The sequence below is a fragment of the Pseudomonas cremoricolorata DSM 17059 = NBRC 16634 genome, assembly GCF_000425745.1.
In the GTDB taxonomy this organism is placed as follows: domain Bacteria; phylum Pseudomonadota; class Gammaproteobacteria; order Pseudomonadales; family Pseudomonadaceae; genus Aquipseudomonas; species Aquipseudomonas cremoricolorata.
This window is the reverse complement of sequence record NZ_AUEA01000001.1, coordinates 23,597-36,307: the sequence shown is the minus strand read 5'-3', so window position 1 is coordinate 36,307 and position 12,711 is coordinate 23,597. Positions and strand designations below refer to the sequence as shown.

At 63.0% G+C, this 12,711-nt stretch carries 13 protein-coding genes; 7 read left to right on the top strand and 6 right to left on the bottom strand.

Annotated elements, in window-relative coordinates:
* The first annotated feature begins 130 nt into the window (after nucleotides 1–130).
* The 3 genes from uvrD (at nucleotide 131) to H618_RS0100155 (ending at nucleotide 3,844) form a co-directional block, all read left to right on the top strand.
* Entirely contained in the window at nucleotides 131–2,314 is a 2,184-nt protein-coding gene (gene uvrD / locus H618_RS0100165; protein WP_028693125.1) for a DNA helicase II, read from the top strand.
* A 151-nt stretch (nucleotides 2,315–2,465) separates the two neighbouring features.
* On the top strand, nucleotides 2,466–3,320 hold the full coding sequence (locus tag H618_RS0100160) for a Tim44 domain-containing protein (protein WP_028693124.1): 855 nt from the start codon (nucleotides 2,466–2,468) through the stop codon (nucleotides 3,318–3,320).
* Nucleotides 3,321–3,436: 116 nt separating this feature from the next.
* On the top strand, nucleotides 3,437–3,844 hold the full coding sequence (locus H618_RS0100155; RefSeq protein ID WP_028693123.1) for an SMI1/KNR4 family protein: 408 nt from the start codon (nucleotides 3,437–3,439) through the stop codon (nucleotides 3,842–3,844).
* Between the two features lie 61 nt (nucleotides 3,845–3,905).
* Here the strand turns inward: H618_RS0100155 and H618_RS0100150 are convergent, their stop codons facing one another.
* Nucleotides 3,906–5,666: a cation:proton antiporter gene (locus H618_RS0100150; RefSeq protein WP_028693122.1), complete on the bottom strand. Its 1,761-nt coding sequence runs from the start codon at nucleotides 5,664–5,666 to the stop codon at nucleotides 3,906–3,908.
* A 309-nt stretch (nucleotides 5,667–5,975) separates the two neighbouring features.
* On the opposite strand from H618_RS0100150, the gene H618_RS0100145 reads away from it, so the two are divergent.
* Nucleotides 5,976–6,461, top strand: coding sequence for an acyl-CoA thioesterase (locus H618_RS0100145; protein WP_028693121.1), 486 nt, complete (start codon nucleotides 5,976–5,978; stop codon nucleotides 6,459–6,461).
* On the opposite strand, the gene pdxY is transcribed toward H618_RS0100145, so the two are convergent.
* Nucleotides 6,458–7,330: a pyridoxal kinase PdxY gene (gene pdxY, locus H618_RS0100140; protein WP_028693120.1), complete on the bottom strand. Its 873-nt coding sequence runs from the start codon at nucleotides 7,328–7,330 to the stop codon at nucleotides 6,458–6,460. The two genes, H618_RS0100145 and pdxY, sit on opposite strands and share 4 nt — an antisense overlap.
* Nucleotides 7,331–7,448: 118 nt before the next feature.
* Here pdxY and H618_RS0100135 point away from each other — a divergent pair, with 118 nt between their 5' ends.
* Entirely contained in the window at nucleotides 7,449–7,841 is a 393-nt protein-coding gene (locus tag H618_RS0100135; RefSeq protein ID WP_028693119.1) for a DUF3301 domain-containing protein, read from the top strand.
* Here the strand turns inward: H618_RS0100135 and H618_RS0100130 are convergent, their stop codons facing one another.
* From H618_RS0100130 to zigA, 3 genes are read right to left on the bottom strand one after another with little or no spacing between them, the layout of a single operon-like run.
* The gene (locus H618_RS0100130; RefSeq protein WP_028693118.1) at nucleotides 7,842–8,813 is read right to left on the bottom strand and encodes a CobW family GTP-binding protein; all 972 of its coding nucleotides are present in this window, start codon (nucleotides 8,811–8,813) and stop codon (nucleotides 7,842–7,844) included.
* A 39-nt stretch (nucleotides 8,814–8,852) separates the two neighbouring features.
* The gene (locus tag H618_RS0100125) at nucleotides 8,853–9,485 is read right to left on the bottom strand and encodes a DUF1826 domain-containing protein (RefSeq protein ID WP_425414149.1); all 633 of its coding nucleotides are present in this window, start codon (nucleotides 9,483–9,485) and stop codon (nucleotides 8,853–8,855) included.
* A complete protein-coding gene (gene zigA / locus H618_RS0100120; protein ID WP_028693116.1) occupies nucleotides 9,482–10,690 on the bottom strand; it encodes a zinc metallochaperone GTPase ZigA in 1,209 nt (402 codons plus the stop codon). The genes H618_RS0100125 and zigA overlap by 4 nt, the downstream gene beginning before the upstream one ends.
* A 112-nt stretch (nucleotides 10,691–10,802) precedes the next feature.
* On the opposite strand from zigA, the gene H618_RS0100115 reads away from it, so the two are divergent.
* Complete coding sequence (locus tag H618_RS0100115) at nucleotides 10,803–11,183, top strand: hypothetical protein (protein WP_028693115.1); 381 nt, start codon at nucleotides 10,803–10,805, stop codon at nucleotides 11,181–11,183.
* Nucleotides 11,184–11,211: 28 nt separating this feature from the next.
* Nucleotides 11,212–12,102, top strand: coding sequence for a GTP cyclohydrolase FolE2 (gene folE2, locus H618_RS0100110; RefSeq protein WP_028693114.1), 891 nt, complete (start codon nucleotides 11,212–11,214; stop codon nucleotides 12,100–12,102).
* On the opposite strand, the gene H618_RS0100105 is transcribed toward folE2, so the two are convergent.
* Nucleotides 12,103–12,630, bottom strand: coding sequence for a DUF3617 domain-containing protein (locus tag H618_RS0100105; protein ID WP_028693113.1), 528 nt, complete (start codon nucleotides 12,628–12,630; stop codon nucleotides 12,103–12,105). It lies immediately after the preceding gene.
* Nucleotides 12,631–12,711 lie beyond the last annotated feature (81 nt).

Sequence of the window (12,711 nt, the reverse complement as noted above, 5' to 3'; positions counted from 1 at the left end):
CATTCGCTGCGCCATCACCTGCGCCAGAAGTACTCGCTCCCGGGCAGCGCCGATGGACGGTTGGCCTCTGTCCGAAGAATTGTCATCCCGACGTTTGCCCCCTGCCACGGCCCGGCCCTAGAATGGCCGGATGCACACTGACGACCTCTCCCTCCTGCTGAACTCTCTCAACGATGCTCAACGCCAGGCCGTAGCCGCCCAGGTCGGGCGTCAACTGGTGCTTGCCGGCGCCGGCTCGGGCAAGACCCGCGTGCTGGTGCACCGCATTGCCTGGCTGATCCAGGTCGAGCACGCTTCGCCGCATTCGATCCTCTCGGTGACCTTCACCAACAAGGCCGCGGCCGAGATGCGCCAGCGAATCGAGCAGTTGCTCGGCATCAACCCGGCGGGCATGTGGGTCGGCACCTTCCACGGCCTGGCCCATCGCCTGCTGCGCGCGCACTGGCAGGAAGCGCGGCTGGTGCAGAACTTCCAGATTCTCGACAGCGATGATCAGCAGCGGCTGATCAAGCGGGTCATGCGCGAGCTGGGCCTGGATGAACAGAAGTGGCCGGCGCGTCAGGCCCAGTGGTTCATCAATGGGCAGAAGGACGAAGGCCTGCGTCCGCAGCATATCCAGGCCGGCGGCGATCTGTTCCTGGCGACCATGCGCGAGGTCTACAGCGCCTACGAGCTGGCCTGCGAACGCGCCGGGGTGATCGACTTTTCCGAGCTGCTGCTGCGCGCCCTCGACCTGTGGCGCGACAACCCCAGCCTGCTCGAACACTATCAGCGGCGCTTCCGCCACCTGCTGGTCGACGAGTTCCAGGACACCAACGCCGTGCAGTACGCCTGGCTGCGCATGCTCGCGGCCGGCGGCGACAGCCTCATGGCGGTGGGCGATGACGACCAGTCGATCTACGGCTGGCGCGGCGCCAAGATCGAAAACATCCATCAGTACACGGCCGACTTCCCGGATGCCGAACTGATCCGCCTCGAACAGAACTACCGCTCCACCGGCGGCATTCTCAAGGCTGCCAACGCCCTGATCGTCAACAACAGCGGGCGCCTGGGCAAAGAGTTGTGGACCGACATGGGCGAAGGCGAACCGCTGACCCTGTACGCCGCCTACAACGAACACGACGAAGCGCGCTATGTGGTCGAGACCATCGAAAGCGTGATCAAGCAAGGCAGCGCACGCAACGATATCGCCATTCTGTACCGCTCCAACGCCCAGTCCCGGGTGCTGGAAGAAGCCTTGCTGCGCGAGCGCATTCCCTATCGCATCTACGGCGGGCAACGCTTCTTCGAGCGCGCCGAGATCAAGAACGCCATGGCTTACCTGCGCCTGATCGAGGGTCGCGGCAACGACGCGGCGCTCGAGCGCGTGATCAACGTGCCGCCACGCGGTATCGGCGAGAAGACCGTCGAGGCCATTCGCGCCCATGCCCGGCACAGCCAGTTGTCGATGTGGGAAGCCCTGTGCCAGCTGCTCGCCGGCAAGGGCCTCAAAGGCCGCGCGGCGAGTGCCCTGGGCGCTTTCGTCGAGCTGATCGACAACCTCGCCGCGAAAGTCGCCGAAATGCCGTTGCACGTGATGACCCAGACGGTCATCGAGCAGTCAGGACTGATCCCCTATCACCAGGAAGAAAAAGGTGAAAAGGGCCAGGCACGGGTAGAAAACCTTGAGGAACTGGTCAGTGCCGCACGCAACTTCGAGCCCAGCGCCGAGGATGCCGAGCTGACCGAACTGTCGGCGTTCCTTGGCCATGCCTCGCTCGAAGCGGGCGATACCCAGGCCGAGGAGCACGAAGACAGCGTGCAGTTGATGACCCTGCACAGCGCCAAGGGCCTGGAGTTTCCCCATGTGTTCCTGGTGGGTATGGAAGAAGGCCTGTTCCCGCACAAGATGAGCCTGGAAGAGCCGGGTCGCCTGGAGGAAGAACGGCGCCTGGCCTATGTCGGCATCACCCGCGCCATGCGTCAGCTGGTCATGACCTACGCCGAAACCCGGCGCCTGTATGGCAGCGAAACCTACAACAAGGTGTCGCGTTTCGTGCGCGAGATTCCCGGTGGGCTGATTCAGGAAGTGCGTCTGTCCAACTCGGTGAGCCGCCCGTTCGGCGCCGCCAAGCCGCAGAACGGCAACCTGTTCGCCAATGCGAGCATTCCGCAGACCACCTTCACCCTGGGGCAGCGGGTACAGCATTCGGTGTTCGGTGAAGGCACCATCCTCAATTTCGAGGGTTCCGGCGCCCAGGCCCGGGTGCAGGTCAACTTCGCCGAGGGCAGCAAGTGGCTGATGCTCGGCTACGCCAAGCTCGAAGCGATTTGATCTGACCGAAAATTCAGACCCTTCCCACGCTCAACTCAGAAGGGTCTTGTAGCCAAGCAGGCAAAAGCTCGAAACACTCTCGCGCTGGTCACAGGTCTTGTAACCTGTGCACCATGCGCGCGTGCAATCCACAAAATGGGAAATCCCTTCTATGCAACGTTTTCTTAGCATCGCACTGGCGCTTTGCGTCGGCCTGACGCTGAGCCTCGATGCCAACGCCAAGCGTTTCGGCGGCGGCAAGAGCTCGGGCTCCGCGCCCATCCATCAGACCCGCCAAGCCACGCCTGCCACTCCAGCCCCAGGCGCTGCCGCCACTGCCCCGGGCCGCGCGCCCGCTGCTGCAAGCGGTGCTTCGCGCTGGCTCGGCCCATTGGCCGGCCTCGCCGCCGGTGGCCTGCTGGCCTCCATGTTCATGGGTGACGGCTTCGAAGGGATGCAGATCTTCGACTTCCTGCTGATCGGCCTGATCGCCTTCCTGGTGTTCCGCTTCATCGCCGCACGGCGTCGCAAGCAGGAAGCGCACATGGCGCCAGCCGGTCACGCTCCGTTCCAGCGTGAACAGCACGCCCAGCCAGCCCAGCAGCCGATGTTCGGTGGCGGCCCCGCCGCAGCCGCCGCTCCGGTGATCAACGCTCCGGCCTGGTTCAACGAAGCCAGCTTCCTGGCCGCTGCCCGTTCGCACTTCCAGACCCTGCAACAGCACTGGGATGCCAACGAAATGGACAAGATCGCCGAGTTCGTCACCCCGCAGCTGCTCGAATCGCTCAAGCGTGAGCGTGCTGCCGAGGCCGAAGGTTATCAGTCCACCTACATCGATGACCTCGATGTGCAGCTCGAAGGTGTCGACGATCGCGCCGATGTCACCATCGCTACCCTGACCTTCCGCGGCGTGGCCAAGACCTCGCGCTTCGATCAAGGCGAGGCGTTCAGCGAAAGCTGGCACATGCAGCGCGCACAAGGCGAAAACCAGCCTTGGCTGCTTGCCGGTATTCGCCAGAACGGCTGATCCAGAGCGGCTTTAACGAAAACCCCCGGGCTGGTCCCGGGGGTTTTTGCTTTTAGTGGAGCGGGCTACTAGGGTATAAACCGCAAAATTGCCGACAAGGTCAGAGGAAGCGAACCGTGGAAGAAGTGATCGAACAGCTCCGTGAAGCCAACGAACCGGTGCCCGTACCGCTGGAGCTGCCTGACGAAGACCTGCTGGTGGAAGTCGAAGAGCAACTGTTCATCAACATCCCCTTCGTCTTCAAAGAGTTCCTGCTTAACGTCAGCGATGTGGTGTACGGCAGCCTGGAGCCGGTCACCGTCACTGATCCGCAGTCGCACACCTACCTGCCGGAGGTCGCGGCCACTGCCTGGGATCTGGGCGTACCCCGCGAGCTGATTCCGATCTGCCAGGATGGCGACGATTACTACTGCGTCGAAGAAGACGGCACCGTAGTGTTGTGGAGCGGCGAAGAAGAGCTGGTCGGTGAAGACAGCTGGGAGTCGGTGTGGCACTGGGCGCGGGATGTCTGGTTGGAAAGCTGAGCCTGGTCGTCTACACCTCGATCAATGAAGAACCCCGCCTGGCGGGGTTCTTCGTTTGAGCCTAGTGAGAATGGTCGCGGCTGTTTTCCAGCGTCTCCAGCAAGGCGATCTGCATCCGCGTGTGCACACGGATGAACCAGCGCCACAGCACCGCCACCACCACCGCCGCCACCACCGCGATGATCAGCAACAGCTCGCTGGTCGGCAGAATGCTTGCCGACAGCGCCGAGAGCAGCAGGAAGATCACCAGCAGCGAGAGCAATGGAATGACCTCGGCCACCACGCGGCGTACGCGTTGGGTATGCCGACCCGCCATCTCCGGCTTCACGCCCATCTCGGCCAGCAGCATCGACAGCGCCTTGAGCTTGCGGTAGGCGGCGATCAAAAACGGTAGCGAGAGCAACAATGCGGCGCCCCAGATCAACGCCTTCTGCTGGCTGACATCCGTCACCCACTCGCTCATCCAGGCACCCAGGCGAGTGGCGAAGTAGCCTCCGCTGAAGAAGATGGCGATGACCAGCGCCAGGTTCACGCCCACCTGCAACAAAATGCGCCGAATCATCGCCGCGACCATCGCCCCCTGGCCTTGCGGCTGAATGCTGCGCAGCCATTCGCCGTACAACGACAGCACCCGGCCGAGCCGGTCGGGCATGACCTTGCCCAGCTTGATCGACAGTGGGTCGGCGGCCTTGATCAGGTAAGGGGTGAGCAAGGTGGTGATGGCTGAAACGGCCACTGCCACCGGGTACAGGAAGTCGCTGGTGACCTGCAAGGTCATGCCGAGCGCGGCGATGATGAAAGAAAACTCGCCGATCTGGGACAGCCCCATGCCCACCCGCAGCGAGGTGCGCCCATCGTTGCCGGCAATGAACGCGCCCATGCCGCACGAGAGCATCTTGCCCAGCACCACCGCCAGGGTGATGACGACGATGGGCCAGGCATAGTCGATCAGCACCTGCGGGTCGATCATCAGGCCGATGGCGACGAAAAAGATGGCGCTGAACATGTCGCGTACCGGCTCGATCAGACGCTCGATTTTCAGCAACTGGCGCGACTCGGCCATGATCGCACCGATCAAGAAGGCGCCCAGGACCATGCTGTATTCGAGCTTGACCACCAGCAGGCAGAAGCCGAAACATAAGCCCAGAACGGTGATGAGCAGCATCTCGTTACTTTCGAACTTGGCCACGTAGGCCAGCAGGCGCGGCACCAGCAGAATGCCGATGACCAGCGCGACGATCATGAACAGCGACAGCTTGCCGACGGTGGAGAACACCTCGCCGGAGCTCACCGTGCCGCTCACCGCGATCCCGGAAAGCAAGGCGATGATGCCAATGCCGAGAATGTCCTCGACGATCAGCACGCCGAAAATCAGCTGGGCGAAGCGCTCGTTCTTCATCTTCAGGTCGTTGAGCGCCTTGACGATGATGGTGGTCGAGGAGATCGCCAGAATGGCGCCGAGGAACAGTGAATCCATGGTGTTCCAGCCGAACCAGCGACCGATCTCGAAACCGATCCAGATCATCAGGACGATTTCCAGAAACGCCGCGATGAACGCCGTGGCGCCGACCTTGAACAGCTTGCGCAGGCTAAACTCCAGCCCCAGGCAGAACATCAGGAAGATGACCCCCAGTTCGGCCAGGGTCTTGATGGTGTCTTCGGCGTGGATCAGGCCGAATGGCGGAGTGTGCGGGCCGATGATGAACCCGGCGACGATGTAACCCAGGACAACCGGCTGCTTGAGCCGATGGAACACAATGGTCACCACACCGGCGACCAGCATGATCACGGCCAGGTCCTGGATGAAGCTTATGGCATGCATGGCGTGATACTCCTTGTTCGAGCCACAGGCAAAGCCCGCAGCGCCGGGCCCCAGCCCCGCACCGCGAGTACAAATTGTTCTAAGAATGGTAAGCCCATGTTGCATAGGCGTGGTCAGGGTAACATTGCGGTTTGCCGCAGAACGTCGATGCAATATGCCGAAACAGATCGACGTTCATGCGCCGCAACGTTTCGCACCTCGACGCCTCTGTGCTCTGAGGCGTTCGGTCACACGAAGCACATCAACAGGGGAAAGAATGTGTCCACAGATACCCACCCCGTTTCACCGCAACCACACCGTGAGCTCTCTATGGAACCTGGAAACGCCCAGTTGACGATGACCGTCCTGATGACCCCGGACATGGCCAACTTTTCTGGCAATGTCCACGGCGGCACCCTGCTCAAGTACCTCGACGAAGTGGCCTACGCCTGCGCCAGCCGGTATGCCGGGAGCTATGTCGTGACCCTGTCGGTCGACCAGGTGATCTTCCGCGAACCGGTGCATGTCGGCGAGCTGGTGACCTTCCTCGCGTCGGTCAACTACACCGGCAACACCTCGATGGAAGTCGGCATCAAGGTAGTGACCGAGAACATCCGCCAGCGCTCGGTGCGCCATTCCAACAGCTGCTTCTTCACCATGGTCGCGGTGGATGACCAGCGCCGCCCGGTAGCTGTGCCCGCGCGCCAGCCGCAAACCAGCGAAGAAAAACGCCGCTTCCTGCAGGGCCAGCAACGCCGGGAAATTCGCCAGGAGCTGGAAAAGCGCTACCAGGAGCTGAAAAGCGACGGCGTTTAAAGCGTCAGCAGCTCGGCCTGGAAGCGCACCCGCGGATGGGCGATGCGGTCTTGCGCGCGCACCAGTTGCAGCTCATAGCTGGCACAGGCCTGGGTTTCCAGCAGCACCTCATGCACGGCCGCAGCGGCGAATTCAAACGCTTCGCGCCAGCTGTCACCCAACAGAGCACGGGCCAGGAATAGCCCGGAGGTCAGGTCGCCCACCCCCACCGGCTGGCGCGGGAACGCCAGCAGCGGACGGCGCAGGTGCCAGGTCTGCTCGGCGGTCACCAGCAGCATTTCGAAGGCATCGGCTGGCCGCTCGGGGTAAGCCAGGTGCTTGACCAGCACCACCTGCGGACCCCGCGCCAGCAGGCTGCGAGCCATCGCCGCGCAATCGGCCAGCGACTCGGCGCGACGACCACAGAAGGTGTCCAGCTCGAGCTGGTTGGGGCAGAGGATATCGGCTTTGGCCAGTGCCTGGCCGACCAGGAAATCGCTGACCGCCGGCGGCACGTTGCAGCCCTTCTCGGGATGGCCCATCACCGGGTCGCACAGGTACAGCGCCTTGGGGTTGACCGCCTTGATGCGTTCGACCCCGGCCAGAATCGCCTGGCCCTGCTCGGCACTGCCCAGGTACCCCGAGAGCACCGCATCGCAATCACCCAGCTGGCCGATGTTGCAAATGCCTTCCACCAACGCAGGAATTTGCTCAGGGGGCAGCACTTGCCCGCTCCACTGACCATACTGAGTGTGGTTGGAGAACTGCACGGTATTGAGCGGCCACACATTCACCCCAAGGCGCTGCATGGGAAACACGGCGGCACTGTTGCCAGCATGGCCAAACACGACGTGGGACTGGATGGCGAGCAAATGCGGCGTACGTTTCATGCAGGTGATTTCCAAAGCGGTCGAAGAATTTGCGCCGCGCAGTATGAACCCGATTGCCACCTGTACGACAGGCCGACGACGCAGTTAAGCTGCCGCCACCTGTCTGGAGCCCGAACCCATGTTGACCCTGGAAAACCTTTTCGTCCTGATGCTGCTGGTGAGTGCCGGCGCGTGGGTCTGGCATAACCATGGGCTGCGCGAAAAAGCCTTGGAGCGGGTCAAGCAGCACTGCGCCAAGCTCGATCTGGAACTGCTCGACGACGCCGTGGCACTCAAGCGCATCGGCTTCGTTCGCGACGCCAGTGGCACCAAACGCCTGGCGCGCATCTACGCCTTCGAATTCACCGTCACCGGTGAGCAGCGCCATCCCGGCGTAGTCACCCAGTTCGGCCCGCACACGATGCAGATCGAGCTGGCGCCCTACCCGTTCGAGATCAAGACGCCGCCAAGAGCCGACAACGTCATCGAGATGCAGCAGTGGCGCCAGGAGCACAACCGCTGGAACGGCTGATCAGCCTGCCGCCCGGCACTTTGCAAATACGCAGCCGAGGCGCTCTGCGTCCTGCGCATGGTCGAAGATCAGCTCGATTCGTGAATCCTTGCGCCACTCGCTGTCGCGCCACTCCACACCACCGGGCGCCAGGCCGTTGAACGAGCGCCAGCCCAGCGCGCTGTGGACAACCCCTTTGGCGCGCCGCCAGGGCAGCATCGCCAGCGCATCGGCAATCCGCTCGGCATCGAATGACTGGCTCGAATGCCAGCGCCAGCCGATGCTCCAGCCGCCCTCAGCGGCCGCGATCTGACACAGCGGCTGTGCAACATCAGCCCATAGCGTTCCTGGCACAGCGGAGATATCCACAGGCCCAGGCTGCTCTTCGCCATCATCAGTCGACGTGACCGGCGTGAGCCGCAACTGAGCTAGATCCAGCCGCCCGAAACTTGTCCACAAGCTCTCTATCTCGGGCATTTGCGAGGTTATCAACAACCGCTCGGAATGATCCACAGCGTCCGCCTTGTTGATAACTACGCTGCCCGCCAGCGCCAGTGCTTGCTGCTGGACCTCCGGCAGGGCTTCGCCGCGCGCCAGCGACTGTGCGTCGAGCACCATCACCAACGGCTGCACTGCCAACACACCGGCCCACGGCGCCTGCTGCAATTGCTGCAGCAACTGCACCGGGTGACCGAGGCCGGAAGGTTCGATGAACAGCCGATGCGGCCTGGTACTGCGCAGCAGCTTGCCCAGGCCCACCTGGAACGGCACGCCGTTGACGCAGCACAGACAACCGCCGGCGACCTCGGCAATCTGCACGCCTGCTCGCTCTGCGCTGAGCAACGCGGCATCCAGGCCAATCTGCCCGAACTCGTTGATCAGCACCGCCCAGCGTTCACCCTGCGGACGCTGGCTGAGCAGGTGCCGCAACAGGCTGGTCTTGCCGGCCCCGAGCGGCCCGGCAATCACATGGGTAGGAATATTCTTCAGCATCACTCAAGCCGTGGATAAAGTTATCCCCACTATGCGCGCTCACGCCAACCAGTCAAGGCTGAGCAGCAGACGACGCTCACCCACAGCCATTTCCGGCGACCTGTGGATAATTCCATGTCCTTCATTTCCCTCGAATTTTTCCCCTTTGAGGATTGCCACGTCACCTGTACACAGGCGCCTGATGTTATCCACAGAGACCATTGCGCGTGGCAGATCGCTGCGCTCTATGCACCCTTCAGCGAGCCATTCACTGCCTGCGCCTGCGTAGGTGGTCAGCAGGCGCAGCGGCACATGGTCGACATGAAAGCGCGGGCACATCGCGCTTTCCAGCACCCGCACACGCAGTCCCACCCGACGTGCACCCAACAAGCAGGCGTACGCCGCCACCAGCCACTCCACATCGGCGACGAAACTGTCGTAGCCCTGCACATCGACTGCGCCCTTCAACAACCCTGGCAGGCTCGGCGCTTCATGCTCGTCCACCTCGACCACACGTTCATCGCCAAGCGGCTGCTCAAGCCCGAGCACCAGCGTGGCGAAGTCCTCGACCTGCACCGGCAGCTGGCGCTGCCAGACCGCCAGATTGACATCGTCGCGCAGGATATCGGCCAGGCTCTGTGGCGAGTGACCCAGTACCTGCTGCACCGTCCGGCTGCGCACGTTGAGCATCATGCCGCAGCCTCCTCGACCCATGGCCCGAAAGGATCTTCCAGGCGCAGCCACGCCTGTGAGCCCAGCGCCATTTCTGCATCGCTGAGCAGGCAGGCGTCGAGGTCGGCTGCAAGCCGGGCGAAGTCGATGTTCTGGCCGATGAACACCAGTTCCTGACGGCAGTCGCCGGTGTCGGGGGTCCAGTGTTTGAAGATTTCCGCCGCGCTTTCCTGATCCTGCGGCCACTGCGCCTGCGGCACGAAACGCCACCAGCGGCCGGCCAGGCCATGGCGCACCATGCCGCCGGCCTGCGACCAGCTGCCGGCGTCCTGGTACTTGCTGGCCAGCCAGAAGAAACCCTTGGAGCGCAGCAGGCGGCCGTTGCTCCACGGCGCGTGGAGGAAGTCATGGAAGCGCTGCGGGTGCAACGGCCGGCGTGCCTGCCAGGTGGTCGCGGCGATGCCATAGGCCTCGCTTTCCGGCACGTGCTCCCCGCGCAGTTCCTGCAGCCAACCGGGCGACTGGGCAGCCTGTTCGAAGTCGAACAGCCCGGTGTCGAGAATGCGCGCCAACGGCACCTGGCCCATGACCATCGGCAGCACTTCAGCGCGGGGGTTGAGCCGTTGCACGATTGCCATCAGCTCCTCGCGCTCGTGCTGGCTGACCAGGTCGATCTTGCTCAGCAGAATCACATCGGCGAACTCCACCTGCTCGATCAGCAAGTCACTGATCGAGCGCTGGTCGTCTTCGCCCAAGGTCTCGCCGCGACTGGCGAGTGAGTCAGCCGCCTGGTAGTCGCGCATGAAATTCAGCGCATCGACCACCGTGACCATCGTATCCAGGCGCGCCAGGTCAGACAGGCTGCGGCCCTGCTCGTCGCGGAAGGTGAAGGTCTCGGCCACGGGCAAGGGTTCGGAAATGCCCGTGGACTCGATCAGCAGGTAGTCGAAGCGGCCTTCCTCGGCCAGTCGCGCGACTTCCTCGAGCAGATCCTCACGCAGCGTGCAGCAGATGCAGCCGTTGCTCATCTCGACCAGTTTTTCCTCGGCGCGGTTGAGACTGACATTGCGCTGCACCTCGCTGGCATCGATGTTGATTTCACTCATGTCGTTGACGATGACGGCAACGCGCAGGTTGTCGCGGTTGCGCAGCACATGGTTGAGCAAAGTGCTCTTGCCGGCGCCGAGAAAGCCGGAAAGCACGGTGACGGGAAGACGGGTGGACATGATCGGGCCTCATCAGCGGGCGCATTCGAAACGATGCGTTGCTTAACGTTATATTATAACAATACAATGCTGCCAAGCCGTATTCGCCCAACGGTGTCGCTCGGGAGCTGTGATGAACCTACTTCGTGCGTTTGCCGCGTTGATCGCGCTGTCGCTTGGCGCGTCCGTTCACGCCATGCCGCGCGCCGACCTGCCGCTGTGCACGCGCTCGGCCACATTGGTCGCGTGCAAGGACAACCGCGGCAATCACTACAGCGTGCGCACCCAAGGCAGCACGCTGTTCTTGCGCGGCTACGACGCCGTCGGTGCACGTCAGTGGGCACAGACCAACCAGCGCTACGGCCCGCTCACGTTCTTCACTGGGTTGGCCAGCGATGGCGAAGTCTGGGTCGGCTACAGCCGTCGCGTCGGCTGGACCTCCATCAGCCGCGTTTCCAGCTCGAGCGGTCAACGCTTCAACCTGCATTGCGCCCTGATTGGCGGCTGCCGGTGACAACCTTTCAATTCCATCAGGTGCTTCGATGACCAGCCTTTCACTCCCCGATATCGCCGCGCAGACCGTTCCACACGCCACCGCGCTGGAATGGGTAGGCATGTGCGGCATCGCCTTGCCCATCGTGTTCGAACAGCAACGCGTCAGCGCCATTGCCGATGCCGGCGTCAGCCTCGACGACGCCCATGCCCGCGGTATCCACATGTCGCGCTTGTACCTGGCGCTGGAGCAACTTGAGTCCGCGCCCCTGGACTGCAACGCACTGCGCCGGCTGCTCGACAGCTTTCTCGCCAGTCACACCGGGCTTTCCAACACGGCGTCGGTGCGCATTGCCTTCAATCATCTGCTTAAACGCCCCGCGCTGGTCAGCCCACTCGCGGGCTGGAAGCATTATCCGGTTGAGGTCATGGCACGCGCGAACGATGGAATGTTCCACGTGGAACTATTTATGGATATCGCCTACTCATCCACCTGCCCTTGCTCGGCAGCCCTCGCGCGTCAGCTGATCCAGGAAAGCTTCGCCAGGCAGTTCGCGGATCAAACAGCAGTGGATTCGGAGGCGGTGCTGAGTTGGCTGGGTACCACCGAGGGAGTGGTGGCGACGCCGCACAGCCAGCGCAGCCGCGCGCGCCTGAAGGTGCGGCTAGAAGACGGGGTTGACGAGCTGCCGTTCACTGCACTGATCGATGCCGCTGAGCGCGCGTTGGGCACCGCCGTGCAGACTGCGGTGAAGCGCGCCGACGAGCAGGCGTTTGCCTTGGCCAACGGGCAGAACCTGATGTTCTGCGAAGATGCGGCGCGGCGCCTGCATCAGGCACTGCGCCAGGAGAAACGGCTCAGCGGTTTTCACCTGCGCGTGGAACATGCAGAAAGCTTGCATGCCCACGACGCGGTGGCCGCCAGCCAGTGGCGCTGGTGATCAGCTACGCGGGCGAACGTTGCCGCAGTCGGCGCCCAACCAGGTGGCGCGCGTGTTCATGCTGCCCTTCTGCTGTACACCCGAGGCGTTGAAGGTGCCGTTGACCGTGGTGACGAACTCACGGTCGCTGAGGAAGGTGGCCTGACCGGTGCCTTGCGCACGCGGGCAGGTGAACTGGAAGTTCCACACGTTGCCATTGCGTGCGGTGATCTTCTGCGTGCAGCCGGATTGCGGGTCCTGCAACGGAATGTCATTGGTATTGACCTGCTGCTGAGTCAGGCACGAACGCACACCTTTGCCCGCCACGGTGATGCCCTGCTTGGCCAGCGCGCCTTCCATCATCGCCCGCTGTTCGGGCGGCAGGTTCTTCAGTTGGCCGAGCATGAAGTCCATGTCGGGCAGCGGCTTGCCGTCGACCTGCATGTTGCTGGTGGTCAGTTCCCACAGGCCGGGTTGCAACATCTGCGCGTGCAACACAGGAGAGGCAATGCCCAGGGCCAGGGCAAGCAGTGGCAGACGGATGTTCATGTATGAGTGCTCCTTGAGAGTACCGGCCCCAAGCCGGACCTTCGCTTAGACGCCATTTCCCGGTTCGGGTTGCACGGCGTG

Excerpts from the sequence above, each read along its gene's own strand:
- uvrD (WP_028693125.1), top strand. The coding sequence starts at position 131 with ATGCACACTGACGACCTCTCCCTCCTGCTGAACTCTCTCAACGATGCT.
- H618_RS0100160 (WP_028693124.1), top strand. The coding sequence starts at position 2,466 with ATGCAACGTTTTCTTAGCATCGCACTGGCGCTTTGCGTCGGCCTGACG.
- H618_RS0100150 (WP_028693122.1), bottom strand. The coding sequence starts at position 5,666 with ATGCATGCCATAAGCTTCATCCAGGACCTGGCCGTGATCATGCTGGTC.
- H618_RS0100145 (WP_028693121.1), top strand. The coding sequence starts at position 5,976 with ATGGAACCTGGAAACGCCCAGTTGACGATGACCGTCCTGATGACCCCG.
- pdxY (WP_028693120.1), bottom strand. The coding sequence starts at position 7,330 with ATGAAACGTACGCCGCATTTGCTCGCCATCCAGTCCCACGTCGTGTTT.
- H618_RS0100135 (WP_028693119.1), top strand. The coding sequence starts at position 7,449 with ATGTTGACCCTGGAAAACCTTTTCGTCCTGATGCTGCTGGTGAGTGCC.
- H618_RS0100130 (WP_028693118.1), bottom strand. The coding sequence starts at position 8,813 with ATGCTGAAGAATATTCCTACCCATGTGATTGCCGGGCCGCTCGGGGCC.
- H618_RS0100125 (WP_425414149.1), bottom strand. The coding sequence starts at position 9,485 with ATGATGCTCAACGTGCGCAGCCGGACGGTGCAGCAGGTACTGGGTCAC.
- zigA (WP_028693116.1), bottom strand. The coding sequence starts at position 10,690 with ATGTCCACCCGTCTTCCCGTCACCGTGCTTTCCGGCTTTCTCGGCGCC.
- H618_RS0100115 (WP_028693115.1), top strand. The coding sequence starts at position 10,803 with ATGAACCTACTTCGTGCGTTTGCCGCGTTGATCGCGCTGTCGCTTGGC.
- folE2 (WP_028693114.1), top strand. The coding sequence starts at position 11,212 with ATGACCAGCCTTTCACTCCCCGATATCGCCGCGCAGACCGTTCCACAC.
- H618_RS0100105 (WP_028693113.1), bottom strand. The coding sequence starts at position 12,630 with ATGAACATCCGTCTGCCACTGCTTGCCCTGGCCCTGGGCATTGCCTCT.